The sequence below is a fragment of the Caulobacter sp. KR2-114 genome (assembly GCF_049446115.1).
GTDB lineage: Bacteria > Pseudomonadota > Alphaproteobacteria > Caulobacterales > Caulobacteraceae > Acaudatibacter.
The window spans coordinates 1,046,220-1,062,708 of record NZ_JBMSEC010000002.1; the positions used below are offsets into that span (position 1 = coordinate 1,046,220).

The 16,489-nt window shown below is 64.6% G+C and carries 15 protein-coding genes and 2 pseudogenes; 15 read left to right on the forward strand and 2 right to left on the reverse strand.

Annotated features, from left to right (window positions below):
- Positions 1-30 precede the first annotated feature (30 nt).
- Complete coding sequence (locus ACO2Q3_RS11170; protein ID WP_423306660.1) at positions 31-1,317, forward strand: MFS transporter; 1,287 nt, start codon at positions 31-33, stop codon at positions 1,315-1,317.
- 54 nt (positions 1,318-1,371) lie between these two features.
- On the opposite strand, the gene ACO2Q3_RS11175 is transcribed toward ACO2Q3_RS11170, so the two are convergent.
- Positions 1,372-2,832 (reverse strand): flavin monoamine oxidase family protein, encoded by a 1,461-nt coding sequence (locus ACO2Q3_RS11175; protein ID WP_423306661.1) that lies wholly within the window; start codon positions 2,830-2,832, stop codon positions 1,372-1,374.
- 129 nt (positions 2,833-2,961) lie between these two features.
- Between ACO2Q3_RS11175 and ACO2Q3_RS11180 the strand changes: the two genes are divergently transcribed.
- The 13 genes and pseudogenes from ACO2Q3_RS11180 (at position 2,962) to ACO2Q3_RS11240 (ending at position 14,839) form a co-directional block, all read left to right on the forward strand.
- Positions 2,962-4,353, forward strand: a complete 1,392-nt coding sequence (locus tag ACO2Q3_RS11180; RefSeq protein WP_423306663.1) for an amidase — start codon at positions 2,962-2,964, stop codon at positions 4,351-4,353.
- A 31-nt stretch (positions 4,354-4,384) separates the two neighbouring features.
- Entirely contained in the window at positions 4,385-5,503 is a 1,119-nt protein-coding gene (locus ACO2Q3_RS11185; protein WP_423306665.1) for a class II histone deacetylase, read from the forward strand.
- Between the two features lie 318 nt (positions 5,504-5,821).
- On the forward strand, positions 5,822-6,961 hold the full coding sequence (locus ACO2Q3_RS11190) for an amine dehydrogenase large subunit (RefSeq protein WP_423306667.1): 1,140 nt from the start codon (positions 5,822-5,824) through the stop codon (positions 6,959-6,961).
- Positions 6,962-7,480, forward strand: coding sequence for a MauE/DoxX family redox-associated membrane protein (locus ACO2Q3_RS11195; RefSeq protein WP_423306668.1), 519 nt, complete (start codon positions 6,962-6,964; stop codon positions 7,478-7,480). It abuts the gene before it with no gap.
- Positions 7,477-8,079 carry a redoxin domain-containing protein gene (locus ACO2Q3_RS11200; protein ID WP_423306669.1) on the forward strand — a complete coding sequence of 201 codons (603 nt, stop codon included), beginning with the start codon at positions 7,477-7,479 and terminating at the stop codon, positions 8,077-8,079. Before ACO2Q3_RS11195 ends, ACO2Q3_RS11200 begins: the two co-directional genes overlap by 4 nt.
- A gap of 22 nt (positions 8,080-8,101) precedes the next feature.
- Positions 8,102-8,623, forward strand: a complete 522-nt coding sequence (locus ACO2Q3_RS11205; RefSeq protein ID WP_423306670.1) for a methylamine dehydrogenase light chain — start codon at positions 8,102-8,104, stop codon at positions 8,621-8,623.
- Positions 8,620-9,093 carry a c-type cytochrome gene (locus tag ACO2Q3_RS11210; RefSeq protein ID WP_423306671.1) on the forward strand — a complete coding sequence of 158 codons (474 nt, stop codon included), beginning with the start codon at positions 8,620-8,622 and terminating at the stop codon, positions 9,091-9,093. The genes ACO2Q3_RS11205 and ACO2Q3_RS11210 overlap by 4 nt, the downstream gene beginning before the upstream one ends.
- Positions 9,093-9,536 carry a c-type cytochrome gene (locus tag ACO2Q3_RS11215; RefSeq protein ID WP_423306672.1) on the forward strand — a complete coding sequence of 148 codons (444 nt, stop codon included), beginning with the start codon at positions 9,093-9,095 and terminating at the stop codon, positions 9,534-9,536. Before ACO2Q3_RS11210 ends, ACO2Q3_RS11215 begins: the two co-directional genes overlap by 1 nt.
- Positions 9,537-9,621: 85 nt before the next feature.
- Positions 9,622-9,975 (forward strand): annotated as a pseudogene (locus tag ACO2Q3_RS11220) (TonB-dependent receptor plug domain-containing protein); the annotation flags it as partial.
- Positions 9,964-10,039, forward strand: a pseudogene (locus tag ACO2Q3_RS11225) (TonB-dependent receptor plug domain-containing protein); the annotation flags it as partial. The pseudogenes ACO2Q3_RS11220 and ACO2Q3_RS11225, both read left to right, overlap by 12 nt.
- A 335-nt stretch (positions 10,040-10,374) precedes the next feature.
- Positions 10,375-11,844, forward strand: coding sequence for a TonB-dependent receptor (locus tag ACO2Q3_RS11230; protein ID WP_423306939.1), 1,470 nt, complete (start codon positions 10,375-10,377; stop codon positions 11,842-11,844).
- Between the two features lie 15 nt (positions 11,845-11,859).
- Complete coding sequence (locus ACO2Q3_RS11235; RefSeq protein WP_423306673.1) at positions 11,860-13,383, forward strand: flavin-containing monooxygenase; 1,524 nt, start codon at positions 11,860-11,862, stop codon at positions 13,381-13,383.
- Between the two features lie 13 nt (positions 13,384-13,396).
- Entirely contained in the window at positions 13,397-14,839 is a 1,443-nt protein-coding gene (locus ACO2Q3_RS11240) for an aldehyde dehydrogenase family protein (RefSeq protein WP_423306674.1), read from the forward strand.
- Positions 14,840-14,919: 80 nt separating this feature from the next.
- Here ACO2Q3_RS11240 and ACO2Q3_RS11245 read toward each other — a convergent pair whose 3' ends face one another.
- A complete protein-coding gene (locus ACO2Q3_RS11245; protein ID WP_423306675.1) occupies positions 14,920-15,159 on the reverse strand; it encodes a DUF2274 domain-containing protein in 240 nt (79 codons plus the stop codon).
- A gap of 162 nt (positions 15,160-15,321) precedes the next feature.
- Here ACO2Q3_RS11245 and ACO2Q3_RS11250 point away from each other — a divergent pair, with 162 nt between their 5' ends.
- The gene (locus ACO2Q3_RS11250) at positions 15,322-15,681 is read left to right on the forward strand and encodes a transposase (RefSeq protein WP_423306940.1); all 360 of its coding nucleotides are present in this window, start codon (positions 15,322-15,324) and stop codon (positions 15,679-15,681) included.
- Positions 15,682-16,489: the final 808 nt, after the last annotated feature.

Sequence of the window (16,489 nt, forward strand, 5' to 3'; positions counted from 1 at the left end):
GATCAGGGTTGCGAGCTCGGGGATACTACATTGAATCATGATGTCACCGAGCGCGCCCCGCCCGCCGCGCGGTCAGAAATGGCCTCGCCAGACGATCGGGCCTGGCGGGGCGGGCTGCGCGAGAAATGGCCCTCGATCGCCGTCATTCTCCTCGCTCAAGTCGCCGCGATGGCCGTGTGGTTCGCCTCGGCCGCAGCCGCTTCCGCCCTGGCGCGCAGCGCGCCGCTATCCGGCTTTGAATCGGCGCTCCTCACCAGCGCCGTCCAGGCCGGCTTCGTACTTGGCACGCTGGCCAGCGTGCTCGTGGGCATTCCTGACCGCTTCGATCCGCGTCGGATCTTCCTGATCTCCGCGCTCGCCGCAGCCACAGCTTCCGCGACGCTTGTCGTGCTGCCGCCGACTGGACCGGGCATCCTCGCCCTTCGCTTCATCACAGGAATTGCGCTTGCCGGCGTCTACCCTATCGGCATGCGTCTGGCCGCCACGTGGGCATCGGGCGACCTGGGACTGCTGGTTGGTCTACTGGTGGGCGCTTTGACGCTCGGATCGGCCAGTCCGCACGCCCTTGCTGCCCTGGCTCAGCTCGATTGGCGGGTGATCTATCTCGCCGCGGCAGGCCTCGCGGCGTGCGGTGGTCTGGCCATTCTCGCCGCTGGCGTCGGTCCGAACGCGCCTCGCCAGGTTCGACTCGACACAGGTCGAATTTCACAAGCCTGGCTCAAGCCGTCCCTGCGCCTCATCAACCTTGGCTACCTAGGACACATGTGGGAGCTGTACGCGATGTGGACGTGGCTCGCGGTGTTTCTGGCCGAGAGCTTCCGCCGGTCCGGGGTCGTCGATGCGCGGGGGCTCGGCGAGCTTGTCACCTTTGGAGCCATAGCGGCCGGAGCCGTGGGCGCTTGGCTGGGCGGCGTCTGCGCTGACCGCTGGGGACGCACTACGGTGACCATCGCGGCCATGGCGGCCAGCGGCGCTTGTGCGGCCGCCATGGGATGGCTGGAGGGCGCGACGCCGTGGGTCGTCATCGCCGTGGCGGTCGTTTGGGGGATCACCATCATCGCGGACTCCGCGCAATTCTCGGCAGGGATCGCCGAACTCAGCGAGCCAGAGTCCGTGGGCACCATGCTCACATTGCAGACCTGCGCAGGCTTTCTGCTCACCTTGGTCAGCATCCAGCTCGTCGCTCCGGTTTCCAGAACGATGGGGTGGCCAGCCGCCTTCACCATGCTGGCCGTCGGCCCAGTCCTTGGCTGCGTGGCGATGGCGCGCCTGAGGGCTTCTCCAGATGCCGCAAGGCTCGCTGGCGGACGTCGCTAGTGCTGTGAAGAGGTCTGGCCGAGATCCGCAAGGACCTCGGCTTTCCCATCGGCGTTACCCCGCGCCCTTCATCAGCTCCAGAACCTCGCCAGCGGCGCGCTCACCAGCCTGCATAGCGCCCTCAACGTAGCCGCTCCAATGCGTCGCGGTCTCGGTCCCGGCCCAGTGAATCCGCCCGACCGGCGCGCGCAGCGCTTCACCAAAGGACAGCCACGCGCCCGGCGGCATAGTTCCGGCGTAACAGCCGCGGGAGAACTCCTCAGCGACCCACGAATGCTCCACGTACTCCACGACCTGATTGGCCCGAGGTCCAAAGACCTGGGCCAGAGTCGCAACGCTGGCGGCTTCGCGCTCCTGGGGTGTGGCTTGCATCCACTTGCGGGCGGGAATGCCCTCGGTGAAACCGAGCAGGATCCCGCAGGACGCGTCCTCGGGGGAGTTGTCGTAGACCAGTTGCGGAACATCCTGGTCGGTCAGGACCAACCCTGAGAGGCCGTCCCTTCGCCAGAACGGCGTGTCGTAGACGTACATCATCTTCAGCGCCGTCCCCATCGGCATGCGCTGGGTGAGCGAGTCGCGAAGCGGCGGCATGGGCGGGGCGTAGCGAATGCGCCCGGCCAAGGTTGGCGGCAACGCGACGATCGCACGACCCGCCCGGACGGAGAGGTCCGGGCAACGGACGACGACGCCATCCGCATCTTGGGAGATGGCCTCCACGACCTGACCGAGATGGACAGAGCCCTTGAGGCGTTCGGCCAACCCGTTCGCGAGGCTTTGCATACCCGCTGTGAAGCGGCTGTCCTGGCCGCCACCATCAGTCGCGGTGATCACCTCCCGCCCACCAGCGCTCCCGAAGTAGAACGCTGCGTGCAGGACGGAGAGCTCAGACGCATCGACGGAAAAGACCGCCGGGCCTTCGAAGCGGAAAATCCAGCGACCAAGGTCAGTTAGGAGGTTGCGGTCGATCCACTCCGCATAGGTCATAGTGTCGAGCTGCGCCGCTAGCGGATGAGTCCATGGCGCATCCAGTGGGATGGACGCCGACAGCTCGGCCATCTTCTTCGATCCCTGCCTCAGATCGGCGGCAACGTCCGCGTCATCGGTGGGCAGGAGCCCGTCATATCGCTGGACGACGCCATTGCGCAGCGCGAGTGACGCCCCCTGATCGAAGGTCTTGAACAACCTCAATCCAAGCTCTTCAACGAGCTGCAAGACCCTGTGCTGGGTTGGTGCGACCCATTGTCCCCCAAGATCTACGACGGCGCCGTTGGCCAAGACTTTGGAGAACGTCCTGCCTCCAACGCGGTCACGGGCTTCCAGCACGACGACGGTTTGACCAGCCGCTGCAAGTGCTCGCGCGGCCGAGAGCCCCGACATCCCTGCCCCCACAACCACCACGTCGCAGTCCATCTGATTCATGTCGACTCCCATCGTCAGGAGGGCTTCGCAGGGTTCGGCGCCGGCGCTCGGCCATGCCACCAGGTGAATGGCCAGCTCCTGACCGCGCCAGAACATTGCACAGTTGACTAATATTGTTCTGCCGTCCTAATTTCAAGCCGCGATTGGCCCCCCTTCGCGCACTGGGCCCGTTCGCCCCCCGGTCGCAACGCGAGCGGGCCCATTCGCCAAGTGGGAGGACACGCGTTGGAAGCCAGCGCGCAGAGCGCCGACATACTTGGAACAGCCGCGCGGCTTCGTGCGGGCAGCCTCTCCTCGCTGGAGCTCACCCGCCAGTATCTTGCCCGCATTGCTGCGCGCGACAGCGAGTTTGGCAGCTACCTGCATGTCAATGCTGAGCATGCCTTGGGCCGCGCGGCCCTTGCCGACAAAGAACTGGCCAACGGGCTCGACCGCGGACCTCTGCACGGGATTCCTTTGGCGGCAAAAGATCTCTTCGACACCGCGTTCGCACCGACGACGGTTGGAACCGCGGTCTTCGCGGGAAGGCAGCCAGCGACTGACGCCACCGTCATCGCGCGGCTCCTTGAGGCCGGCGCGGTCATCCTGGGAAAGCTCACGATGACGGAAGGCGCGTTTTCGAGCCACCACCCGAGCATCGCGGCGCCGCGCAATCCCCTAGGCCCGGAGCTCTGGGTTGGCCCATCCTCGACGGGCTCAGGTGTAGCGGTCGCCGCCGACCTTTGCCTTGGAGCCCTGGGATCGGATACCGGTGGATCGATCCGCCTCCCTTCCGCCACCTGTGGTCTGACGGGTTTGAAACCGACCTGGGGCCGCGTCAGCCGGCACGGCGCCTTCCCCTTGGCCGACAGCCTCGACCACATCGGGCCCATGGCGCACACGGTCGCAGATTGCGCCGCGCTCCTTCAGGCGATCGCGGGAGCCGACCCGGCAGACCCCACCTCCCTGCACGCCGACGTACCCGACTACCTGGCCGCATGCGGCGCACCGATCTCCGGCCTGACAGTGGGCATCGATCGGCGCTACGCCCTTGCAGGCATAGACAGTGAGGTCGCAAGCGCGCTGGAGGCCGCAGTGGAAACCCTTACTGCGCTCGGTGTCAGGGTCGTCGCGATCGAAGCGCCCGAGAGCGGCGACCTTGCCGCGAATTGGGTCCGCCTGTGCGCGGTCGAGACCGCTGTCATTCACGCGGGGACCTATCCATCGCGAGCATCTGAATACGGACCTGAACTGGCGGGCATGATCGAGTCGGGACTGCGCGCCAAGCCAGCCACGATCACGGCATTGAACAAGCGTCGACGTACGTTCACCGAGGGCATGAGTGCTGTGCTTGCCGGCGTCGACTGCATGCTGATTCCCACCCTGCCCTTCCCGATCCCCACCGCGGCTCGGATGGAAGGGCGAGATGGCCCTGCGCCGGAAACACAGGATCTCCTGCGCTTCACGGCGCCCTTCGACTTCTCGGGCCACCCCACCCTCTGCCTTCCCAATGGGCGGGACCGTCGCGGCCTGCCGTTGAGCATGCAGCTGGTCGGATCGGCGCTCAGCGAAGCGACGCTCATTCGGATGGGCGACGCATTCCAGCGGGCCACGGACTGGCATCGCCTGGCAATCTGAACACACGGCCCTCGCACCTATGGGAGACGACATGGCGCGCACTGGATTTGTTTGGGACGAGAAATTCGCCTGGTTCGAGCTCAGCAACTATGCGGGCACCGCGCCGGCCGGGCCTGACCTCATGCAGCCGGATCGCCACGTCTATGATCCCGAGGTAGTCCGGCGCTTCCGTAACCTCGTCGATGCGAGCGGCCTTCTCCGGCAACTCGTGAATCTCCCGCCCCGGCCGGCGACAGAGGCGGAGATCGGCCGGGTCCATACGGCCGCCCACATAGACCTGATCAAGACCCTTTCAGCCCAACCGACCGGCGGTGACCCGGGCGATAATGCGCCGGTCCCACGGGGCGCTTTCCAAATGGCCGCCCTGGCGGCGGGCGGTGCAATCGTAGCGGCCGACGCCGTCATGTCGGGAGACGCCGACAACGCCTATGCGCTGCTGCGCCCGGCTGGACACCATGCCCGCCCGGACCGGTCCATGGGCTTCTGCATCTTCTCGAACGCCGCCATCGCCGGCCGGCACCTGTTCGAAGCGCACGGCCTGAAGCGGGTCGCCTATGTCGACTGGGACGTCCACCATGGCAATGGGACCCAGGCCGCGTTCTATGACGAGCCCCGCGCACTGACGATTTCGATCCATCAGGACCGCCTCTATCCGGTGGACGACGGCTTCGTAGGCCAGCTCGGCGAGGGCAAGGGCCTGGGGACCAACCTCAACGTTCCCCTGCCCGCCGGTTGCGGTGTCGGGGCCTACGAGGCCGCCTATGACGAAGTGGTCATCCCGGCGCTGCAGGCCTACCGACCGGAAGTTATCATTGTCCCGAGCGGTTTCGACGCCGGGGCGATGGATCCGATGGGTCGGATGATGGTGCACTCCGACGGCTATCGATCCCTAACCCGGAAGCTGATGAAGGCGGCAGACGACTTGTGCGGCGGCCGGCTAGTTTTCATTCAGGAGGGCGGCTATTCGCCCTGGACCGTGCCATTCTTAGGCCTTGCCGTGCTCGAAGAACTCTCAGGCATCAGGACTGGCGTGAAAGATCCGCACCTCGCCTACCACAGGGCGCTTGCCGGACAGGAACTACTCCAGCATCAGCAGGACGCGATCACCGCCGCGGCTCAGAACATCAAGTACATTCCCAGGCCAGACTAGCCAGGCAGGCCAGATCTCAGGTGGGCTAGCGGCGGGTCGAATTCACGGTCCGCGGCTGCCCACAAGCGCGCCGCCTCGGCGTCGCCCCTCGCCGTACGACATCAGACCGAAGGCTCTAACGCCCCGTCGCGCAGGCCATGCCCCGCGCCGTGAGAGGCTGCGCGCACTCCCCATCGGTCTGGTTCAGAAATTCGTCACACGCCTAAGATTGAGCGCTTGACTAAATTTAGACGCCCAACATAAGGTTCGCGAAATTTCGGGCAGGAGTGACCGGTGCTGGTTTGGTGGAACGTGCGCCGAAGCGCGCTGGCAGGCGCTATGATCCTGACGTTTGGGGGCGTGCCCCTTGCGGGCGCGCAGCCCGCGCCGCCGCCCTTGCCCCCTGAGACGGTCCCGGCCAACGCCAGCCTCCCAGACGCGTACCCGCAGAGCTGGGTATTCGTTCACGACCTCAACACGGACTCGATCCTCGACGGCCGCGTTGCAGTGGTCGACGTCGCTAGCGGCGCCGCCAATCTGAAGGGGCAGATCCGCGCCGCGCAGTTCGCAGCAATGGTTCAAAGCAAAAGCCGCGGGGAGCTCTACGTCGCGGAGACGTTCTACTCCCGACTGACCCGCGGTGAGCGAACCGACGCCCTGACGATCTATGATCCAGCGACGCTTCGCGAAAAGGGCGAGGTGGTGTTGCCGCCGAAGCGCTACCAGGTGGTGACGCTGCCGAACACCTTCCGGCTTACGGGCGATGAATCTCGGGCCCTGGTCTTCAACTTCACCCCAGCGGCCTCCGTCACGGTCGTCGACCTCATCGGCCGCAAGGTTCTGGGCGAAGTCGATCTGCCGGGATGCTCGCTAGTCTACCCGATCGGGCAACAGAGCTTCTTCACGCTTTGCGCCAATGGCGGCCTGACCGCGATCAAGCTCGACGCGGGCGCCGGCATCGCGGCGCAAAAGGACGTCGCGCCTTTCAACGACATCGACAAGGATCCGATGTTCATGATCCCGGCGCGGGCCGGGGCGACCTACTACTTCGCGACCTTCAACGGAAATATCAGGCCGATCGTCGGCGACGAAGGGCGGGTCAGCGTTCAGCCGGCGTTCTCACTGCTCAGCGCTGACGAGGACGCGCAGCGATGGCGCCCGGCCGGCTGGCAAGTTGTGACGGCAGATGACGCCGGGCGTCTCTATGTGCTCCTGCGCAAGGGCGCCAAGGAAGGTGACCACAAGTCGGGCGGCTCGCGTGTCCGGATCGTCGACCCGGCCACACACGACCACGTGCTGGACATCGAGCTGCAAACAGACGCCGGGACCATTGAGGTCACCCACGGCCCTCAGCCGCTTCTGATCGCGGCGACGATCACTGGGGACCTCGACGTCTACGACGCTGCGACCGGTAAGCTGGTGCGCACCATCGGCGACCACATCGTCCACAAGGCGATGATCATCCAGGCGGTGCGCTAGATGGAGCTTCTCGCGCAATTGGGCGGCGCGGCCGCCCGCCTGGGCGTTGGATCGCTTGCTGCCCTGGCCGCGATCCACAAGCTGCGGGACCTTGCGCGTGCGCGACGGGCGACCCAGACCCTGACGGGAGCAAGCGGCGCTGCCGCAAACATCGCGCTGGGGGCGGCCATCGCGGTCGAAGCCGGGTCTGGCGCCATGTGCTTGACCGGGTTTGCGGGCAAACTGGGACCGGTTCTCCTGGCGGCATTATGGCTCACCTACGCCGCCGCCCTGGCGAGACGGCAGCGAGCCGATGACTGCGGCTGCGGTTTCGGAAGCCGCAGCCCCAGCCACGCTTTCAGCATCGTGCGCAATCTTTCACTCGCAGCTCTGGCCTTAGCCGCCGGCGTGTTCGCCCCAAGCGCTGGCGCGCTCGCGATGGGCGCGGCCGCGGCGCCCGCCGCCCTGGCCTTCATCCTCCTCTACCTCGCCGCAGACGAGCTCGGCTCGCACCCGCGCCTAACCTGGAGCCGCTCGTGACCCTCCTGATTGCTTCCCAAGCCTTGAGCTGGACGGTCATCGCCGTCCTGGCTGCCGTCTGTCTCGCGCTCGCACGCCAGGTCGGGGTGCTGCACGAGCGGATCGCGCCCGCCGGCGCCCTGTCGATCAAGGCTGGCGTGACCGTCGGCGAGCCCGCGCCCGAATTCTCTGTTCAAACTCTCACCGGCGCCCTAGCCACGGTGGGTGGACAACGAGCCGGCCGCAGCCAGCTGCTGTTCTTCCTCTCCCCCGACTGCCCGGTTTGCAAGACGCTTCTCCCAGCGATCAAATCGTTGAGCCACAGCGAAGCGACTTGGCTGGACCTCATACTGCTCAGCGACGGCCCTGGCGATGCCCACGGCAAGTTCGTGCGCGCCCAGGGCCTGGACGCCTACCCGTATGCCGTCTCGGAGCTAGTGGGCCAAACCTTTGGTGTCTCGAAGCTGCCCTACGCCGTTCTGATTGGCGAAGACGGCCGCGTGGCGGCCAATGGCCTCGTCAATACCCGCGAGCACCTCGACAGCCTCCTCGAAGCCAAGGAGCGCAAGGTCGCCAGCATCCAGGATTTTCTCGCCCAACGTCACGCCCAGCAGGCCTGACTGCGACACGGAGCTCAGCCAGATGTTCAGTTTTGACAAAGGCGTCGAGCGCCTCACGCGGCACATGGCCCAAACCGGCTCGAGGCGCAGTTTGCTACGCCAGCTTGGTGTGTTGATGGCGGGCGGCGCCGCCCTACCCTTGCTGCCCGTCGCGAGGGCCAACGCTGGGCCGTCGCCGTTGGGCAAGGCTTTGCCGCAAGACCCCGGCGACCCGACGTCCTGCGACTACTGGCGCTACTGCGCCATCGACGGATTTCTCTGCGCCTGCTGCGGTGGAAGCCCCAGCCAATGCCCGCCGGGCAGTGAGATGGCCGCGCTAACCTGGATCGGCACCTGTCAGAATCCGGCGGACAAGCGCCACTACATCATCTCCTACAACGACTGCTGCGGGATCTCGAGCTGCGGCCGCTGCGAATGCAATCGCAATGAAGGCGATCGTCCCGTCGTACGCCCGCAGGCTAACAACGACACCAACTGGTGCGTCGGTACAACCTCTACGATCTACACCTGCTCGACCGCAGTCGTTCTGGGGGTGGCGACTTGAGCGCCGCCGGTTGGACAACCGCTGTCGCCGTGGCCTTGAGCCTCGCCCTGGCGTCGGCCCACGCAGGGCCGCCTCAGTCGTTCAGGGCGTGTGCGGCGTGCCACCTCCCCAATGCCCAAGGCGTGCCGGGCGCATTTCCGCCGCTCGCGGGTCGGGTTGGCCCGATTGCCACGACGCTGGCGGGTCGGCGCTACCTGGTAGGAGTCGTCTCATTTGGCCTGAGCGGCGAAATCGTCGTTGGCAAGACGACCTACCGCGGCTTCATGCCCGCCCAATCGACGCTCAGCGCATCCGATGTGGCGACGGTGCTCAACTACCTCGCCACCGAGAGCGGCGACGCCCCGACCCAGTCGAAGTTCAAGCCGTTTACGGCCGCTGAGGTCGAACAGCTGCGAAAGACTAGCGCCCGGCTAACCCCCTCGGATGTCGGAAAGTCTCGCCCCAGCGCCCTGCCGGTCGGTAAGCGCTGATGCTCAAGTTGGTAGCCGCAGGCGTTCTGGCTCTTTCCATCGTGACGGCAGACGCCGCGCTGGGCCAGCCTGTCGACTATAACGACCGAGCGGCTTGGACGAACTGGGCCCTCAACTGCCAAGGGTGTCATCGCCCAAACGGCTTTGGAACGCCGGGCGGAGCCCCGCCCCTGCGCGGAGTCGTTGCGCGGTTCCTGACGGTGGAGGGCGGGCGGGCCTACTTGACGCGTGTGCCCGGCGTCGCCACGGCGCCCTTGGGCGATCAGGATCTTGCTGACGTCCTGAACTTCGTTCTGCGCCACTTCGATGGCGGCCGGCTCCCGCCGGACTTCAAGCCCTACACCGCCGCCGAGATAGCGGCTGGCCGGCAATCGCTGCTGCGCACTGACGCTGCGACGACACGGCAACGGCTCATCGCCCGCATGGCGGGTGCTCACCAATAGCAAAACAAGGGGGGGGATCCCTATGAACTTCAAGACCACTCTGCTGGCCGCGACGGCCATGATTGGCGCCGTGCCGAGCCTGGCCATGGCGCAGACGGCTGGTACGCCGGACAAGTCTCCGGACTCGCAGGTCACCGAAGTTGTCGTAACGGCGCAGAAGCGCTCGGAGCGCCTGAGCGATGTACCCGTTTCCGTGACGGCACTGGGAGAACGCCGGCTGGCGGCGCAACACGTTTCGAACCTCTCGGACCTGACCACGGCCGTGCCGAACCTGCGCTCGATTAGCACGGTGGGCGACGACACGCCGATCTTCGCGCTGCGCGGCGTGTCGATGTCCGACTACAGCCTCAATCAATCCGGCCCGATCGCGACCTACTACGATGAGGCTTACATCGGAAATTTCGCCGAGTACGGCGTCTCCATGTTCGACCTTGAGCGGGTGGAAGTCCTGCGTGGGCCACAAGGCACCCTCTATGGCCGGAACTCGACCGGGGGCGCTGTCAATCTCATCGCCAAGAAGCCCGTGTTCGACAACTCGGGTTACCTCACGCTCGGGTACGGAAACTACAATCGCAAGGAAGCTAGCGGCGCCATCAATACCCACTTTGGCGACGACTTGGCTTTACGCTTCGCCGTTTCGGGAACCGAAGCGGACGGATGGCTGAAGAACCTCATCGGGCCTGATCTAAACGATACACGCGAGATCGGTGGCCGCCTCTCCGTCCTCTACAAGCCCAGCGATAACTTCGAGGCAACGCTGCGGGTGTCCGCAAGCTATGCCGACCCTCGCAACTACGGCATCGTCGCCCAGCCGGGCCCTGATGGCATCGGCGCTGGTGTGTACGACTACTACCATAATCTATACCCTACATCCAATCCCAACACCGATTACTTCCGCACTGGTCTGGGTCGTTATGAAATCGAGTCTGACTATACGCCCCGCCGCAAGAACCGAACTTTTGCCGCCTCGCTGAATTTGAACTGGAAGCTACCGAATGGCTTCGCGATCACGTCGGTGACCTCGGGCAACAAGGCGGCCCTGTTTGTGCCGGAAGACACCGACGGAAGTCCGCTGCAGACGCTGTCCATCACCTACTATGATCGCGTCCAGCAGGTCGCGCAGGACCTCCGTCTGACCTACGATGGCTCTGAACGTTGGCGCGTTCTCGTAGGCGCTTACGCCAGTCGCGAGTGGGTTTTCAACTCGACGCTGCAATCGTTCTATACCGACATCGACGTCAACGGCGACGGCGTCATCAACGGCGACGACTGCCTGGAAGCCTTGCCAGTGGCTTGTCGCGTGCAAAACAGCTTCAATCAAAAAAAGACAAGCCTTGCGCTGTACGCGGACTCAACTTTCAAGATCACACCAGAGCTCAGTCTTCGCTTCGGCCTGCGAGGCACTCACGATCGGGGCGATCTGCGGAATTTCCTGTCTCAAGCCGTCAGTGCGGACGGAGTCGTACTGCTAAATCTGATCCCGGGTTCTTCTACCGACCTGAACGCTACGACCAGCCGCAGCTTCCTGAACAACGATCTTTCTGGAAAGGTTGGCCTTGAGTACCGGCCGACGTCCGGAACACTGCTCTTCGCGAACCTTTCCCGCGGCTACCGCGGAAGCGCATTCGCCGCTCAGGCTTTCTATAGCCCGACGGAACTAACCGTCGCTAAGCCTGAAGTCCTTGAAGCCGTTGAAGCCGGCGCGAAGACTGCGTTCTTTGATCGACGACTTCAGATCTCAGCAACCGCCTTCTACTACGACTACAAAAATCAGCAGTTTATCAACGTCGACAGCACCAACGCGCTGCAGCAGTTGCTGAATCTTCCCAAGTCGCGAGTTTACGGTGCTGAGCTCGAGTTCGCCACCGTCGCGACGTCGAATCTGACCCTCTCTGGAGGCCTTGGACTCCTCTCATCGCGTATCCAGGAGGGCACGGCGAACGGCATCGATGTGCGCGGTCACCAACTTGCAAACGCGCCGAACGTGAACCTCAGCCTGGCGGCAGACTGGAAGGCTGTCGACGCCGCCTGGGGGCGCATCAACGTCCATGTGGACGCCGTCGTGACCAGCAAGCAGTACTTCGACGTGTTCAACAACGAAGCCCAATCCCAATCGAGTTACGCTTTGTTCGGCGGCCGCGTGGCCTATATACCTGCCAACAAGCCCATCGAGCTGGCGGTTTGGGCTAAGAATATTGGCAACAAGTACTACTACACGTCGCGCATCGATGTGTCCGGGGTCGGGTTCAACTATCAACACCTCGGCGAGCCGCGAACGTTCGGCGTCACGGCGACCTATCGGTATTGAACTTCGGGTAGCCAAGTGAACGCCGAAAACGCATCGCTATCGGCCGCGGCCGAGCGCACGGATGTCCTGATCGTCGGCGCCGGCATATCCGGCATCGCGGCTGGAGTTCATCTGCAGCAACTCGATCCGACGCGGGACTTCCTGATTGTCGATGGCGAGACTGATTTTGGTGGGACCTGGCTGACCCATTCCTATCCGGGACTGCGTTCGGACAGCGATCTCTTCACCTTCGGGTTCGGCTTCAAACCTTGGACGGGCAACCCGATTGGGTCGGGAGAAGAGATCCGCCACTACCTCGGCGAGACTGTCGGGGAGCACGGCCTCCTGCCCCGCATGCGTTTGGGCTATCGCGTCACCCAGGCAAGCTGGAATTCCAAATCCTGCCTCTGGATGGTTCGTGCCCTGACCGCGACGGGCGACGAAAAGGCATTCACTGCGCGGTTCCTGTCCATGTGTCAGGGTTACTTCCGACATCGGCAGGGCCACATGCCCCGTTGGTCGGGGGTCGAGGACTTCGCCGGCCAGGTCGTGCATGCCCAGGAGTGGCCGTCAAACCTCAAACTGGATGACAAGCGGGTCCTGGTTATCGGTTCCGGCGCGACGGCGGCGACTCTCGTTCCGGCGCTCGCCGGTCGAACCAGCCACACGACCATGCTCCAACGGTCGCCCACCTATTTCACCTTTGGCGCCAACCGGAATGATCTAGCCGAGCGACTGCGCACCCTCGACGTGCCGTCCACGTGGATCCACGAAATCGTCCGGCGAGACCTTCTGGATAGGCAGGCGACCTTCGCGCGCCGATGCGCTGACGAGCCGGAGACCGTGCGCGAAGAGTTGCTCAGCGCGGTCCGCGCCGTCGTCGGCGCGGACCAGACGGCGGCGCACTTCTCGCCGAGCTATCGGCCGTGGCAACAGCGCATCGCCCACCTTCCCGGCGCCGACCTGCTTCATGCGGTGAAGTCCGGCCGAGCGTCCATCGCGACCGGGGAGATCGAGCGCTTTACAGCCGGCGGCGTCCTGTTGCGATCTGGGGCTCAAATTGAAGCCGATGTTGTGATCGCCGCAACGGGCTTCGACATGAACATCCTTGGCGACATCAATTTTGCGGTCGATGGCCGTCCCTTGGACTTCGCGAAGTCGGTCACCTACCGCGGGATGATGTTCACGGGGCTGCCGAACTTGACCTGGGTGTTCGGCTACATCCGGTCTAGCTGGACACTGCGCTCCGAGCTTGTTGGCGCCTTCACTGCCCGCCTCGTCGGCTATATGGCTGAAAACGGCCTCGGCAAGGTCGAGGTCGTGCTCCCTGGCACTGCCACCAACCTGCCGCGCCGCCCCTGGGTAGATCCGGCAAACTTCAACCCCGGCTACATCAGCCGGGCGTTGAACCGGCTTCCGCGCGGCCTCGACGATCCAGAGTGGAGGCACAGCCTCGACTATGAGGCTGACCGGATCACTTTCCCGACAATCGATTTCAACAGCCCGGCCTTCGCGTTCACACGGCCGAGCCCTGAAGGCGATCGTTGTGGCCCACCCTAGAGAGAGGATCTCCATGCGCGAGTACCTGACCTTTTATATCGATGGGGCCTGGGTGGCCCCGGCAGAGGCGCTGCGCGCGCTCGATGTCATCAACCCCGCGACAGAAGAGGTCTGCGGCAAGATCGCCCTAGGGTCTGCCGCCGATGTCGACCGAGCGGCCCGGGCGGCGCGCAGAGCGTTCGAAAGCTGGTCTCAAACCACCCGGGAAGAACGGCTCGAGATCATGGGCCGAATGCTGACGGAGTACCAGAAGCGGTTCGGCGACCTGGCCACCGCGGTCACAGAAGAGATGGGGGCGCCGGCGTCGCTGGCGCAACGCGCCCAGGTGCCGATTGGCCTTGGCCACCTGGCGACGGCGATCGAGGTGCTGAAGACCTTCGCGTTCGAGGAATTGCGTGGGCCGACGAAGATCGTAAGGGAGCCGATCGGAGTCTGCGGCTTCATCACGCCGTGGAACTGGCCGCTCAATCAGATCATGTGCAAGGTGGCCCCGGCGATCGCCACGGGGTGCACAATGGTGCTGAAGCCGTCGGAGGTGGCTCCCTTCACCGGTCAGATCCTTGCCGAAATCATGCACGCGGCTGGCGTGCCGGCCGGCGTGTTCAATCTCGTTCAGGGGGATGGTCCCGGCGTGGGCGCCGCGATCTCCAGTCACCCTGAGATCGACATGGTCTCGTTCACAGGCTCCACCCGAGCCGGTATCGAGGTGGCCAAGGCGGCCGCCCCGACTGTCAAGCGCGTGTCTCAGGAACTTGGCGGAAAGAGCCCGAACATCGTGGTGAACGACGCCGCCCTCGGCGAAGGCGTGGGCCGCGGCGTGGCGACGATCATGACCAATTCCGGCCAGTCCTGTAACGCGCCGACCCGAATGCTGGTCCCGCAAGGCCGGATGGAGGAGGTGATCGCCGTTGCTAAAGCGTCGGCCGAGAAGATCACCGTCGGCGATCCGAATGGCAACAGCGAGATGGGCCCTGTGGTCAACCAGCTCCAGTTCGACAAGATCCAGAAGCTGATCCAGGCCGGAATCGATGAAGGGGCGACCCTGGTCACTGGTGGCGTGGGTCGGCCGGATGGCTTGGACAAGGGCTACTACGTCAAGCCCACAGTGTTCGCCAACGTAACCAGCGACATGACGATCGCGAAGGAAGAGATTTTCGGCCCCGTGCTGTCGATCCTGGGCTACGAGACCGTCGAGCAGGCGATCGAGATTGGTAACGACACCGAGTACGGCCTAGCTGCGTACGTTCAAGCTGCGGACCTGGATCTGGCTCAGAAAATCGCCTCGAGGCTGCGCGCGGGTCAGGTGTTGATCAACGGCGCCGGCGGCGATCTGACGGCGCCCTTCGGCGGGTACAAGATGAGCGGCAACGGGCGCGAGTGGGGCGACTACGGCTTCCATGAGTTCCTGGAAACCAAGGCGGTCCTTGGCTACGCGCCGCCGCCCGCCAATGGCTAACCTAGTGCCGTCGGGCGCGCTCATGCGGACATGGCGCGCCCGGCAACCTGGCACCTCGGCCCCAAAGGGCCGACGCGGAGTCAATCAGGCGCACGTCCCTCTCGCGCCGCGGGCCTGCGACACCATCCCCGATCAGAGGCGATAAAGCGGGTCAGCATCGGGACGATCAACTTTGCTGGCTCGATCGTCCGACCACTGCTCTCACCTAGGAGCTCGCCATAGCGAACCAGATCGCGGTGAAGCGACGCTGGAAGGTCCAAGACGATCTTGACCGGAGTGTCGTCGGCAACTTCGCTGAGCTTGAGCTTGAGCTTGACCATGGTCAGCTCCGACAGGGTTCGAGGACAAGGTCGCGCGTGAGGATGACGCGAACCGCCGCCCCCGGTCGGATGGTCAGCGTTGGCGGGACCGACAATGCCTTTCCCATGACTTGAACGCCCCAATCACTGGGCAGCGTTCACTCCAGACTTTCACATCACCGGCTGGGCGAAGGAAGAAGTCCGCAATCACGTCACGCTCCTTCATCCCGGAGTCGAGACCCCTTCCGCCGATCTCGGACCCTTGGCGCCGACTTCGGGCTGACGCCCAGTCGGCGAGGTCGACATCAGCGGGCAATCTCCAAGCGCGGCGACCGAGACGTACGGACGCTGCTCTACGAGGCGGCGATGTCGATGGTGATCCGCACCCGGACGCACTCGGCGCTGAAGGTCTGGGGCCTGAAGCTGGCCAAGGCGCGGGAACTGAAGTGCGGCTGCGTGGCGGTCGCGCGGCGGCTGGCCAGCGTCCTGCATCACATCTGGGTGGACGCCTCGACCTTCCGCTTCAGCCAGGAGGCGGCATGATCGCACGCTGAGACCTGTTCGAACGAGCTTGTGAGCTTTACCCGCCTAGCGGTGCGGAGGAGCTGAAGGGGCAAATATTGGCTGTGAGCTCGATATCTTGCATGAGCCGACGGCGGTCCTCAGACCTCGCCGAGCCCGTGCGAACGCATGCGCCGCCGGTCTCTTGAGGGCCGTCGAGCGCGAAGTACTGCATGCACCGAACGCACTGACGCTCCCTCGCAAGCGGTCCGCGAAGCTTGCCGGGGATGGGGAAGGAGCCGACGATGCCGAAGATGAGAAAAGCCAGGTCCGAGAAACTGGAAACTGGAGCAATACGGCAAGATAAAAGGCAACGGCGCCATCGGCGCTCGCTGCCTTGAAAAAGGTTGTCTGCACATGGGTTTAGCGGAGCGCTAACGGCACCGTTCTCTTGTGGGGTGTGGCGCCGTCAGTGGGAGCAACGCCTTAGCCTGTAAGGAATTGGACGGCGCCGGGTAGCAAGGCTGCGTGCGATAGCGAAGGGACGGCGCGGGTGCAGGAGCCGCCGCCGATTGCCCTACGCCTGAGCCACGAGGGGCTAGGATTTCTTGCTGCGCCCCTTCGGCGAGGGCGGGGGTTTGCCGGCGCGTATCTCGATGTCGGCCGATCGGAATGTCCTTGATGTCAGTCCGAAGGGGACGCCCACGCTCCTGGACGTGGCAAACCTCCTGGGCTCATCCACGGCGGCCCGGGAGATGAGAGCTTAGTTTGCAGTCGCTCCCAGCGTGATCCTGATCTCGGTCCGCCGCTCCCGCAGCGTCAAGACAAGCATCCACCCATCAAATCCAAA

Excerpts from the sequence above, each read along its gene's own strand:
- ACO2Q3_RS11190 (WP_423306667.1), top strand. The coding sequence starts at position 5,822 with ATGATCCTGACGTTTGGGGGCGTGCCCCTTGCGGGCGCGCAGCCCGCG.
- ACO2Q3_RS11175 (WP_423306661.1), bottom strand. The coding sequence starts at position 2,832 with ATGTTCTGGCGCGGTCAGGAGCTGGCCATTCACCTGGTGGCATGGCCG.
- ACO2Q3_RS11185 (WP_423306665.1), top strand. The coding sequence starts at position 4,385 with ATGGCGCGCACTGGATTTGTTTGGGACGAGAAATTCGCCTGGTTCGAG.
- ACO2Q3_RS11215 (WP_423306672.1), top strand. The coding sequence starts at position 9,093 with ATGCTCAAGTTGGTAGCCGCAGGCGTTCTGGCTCTTTCCATCGTGACG.
- ACO2Q3_RS11245 (WP_423306675.1), bottom strand. The coding sequence starts at position 15,159 with ATGGTCAAGCTCAAGCTCAAGCTCAGCGAAGTTGCCGACGACACTCCG.
- ACO2Q3_RS11240 (WP_423306674.1), top strand. The coding sequence starts at position 13,397 with ATGCGCGAGTACCTGACCTTTTATATCGATGGGGCCTGGGTGGCCCCG.
- ACO2Q3_RS11205 (WP_423306670.1), top strand. The coding sequence starts at position 8,102 with ATGTTCAGTTTTGACAAAGGCGTCGAGCGCCTCACGCGGCACATGGCC.
- ACO2Q3_RS11195 (WP_423306668.1), top strand. The coding sequence starts at position 6,962 with ATGGAGCTTCTCGCGCAATTGGGCGGCGCGGCCGCCCGCCTGGGCGTT.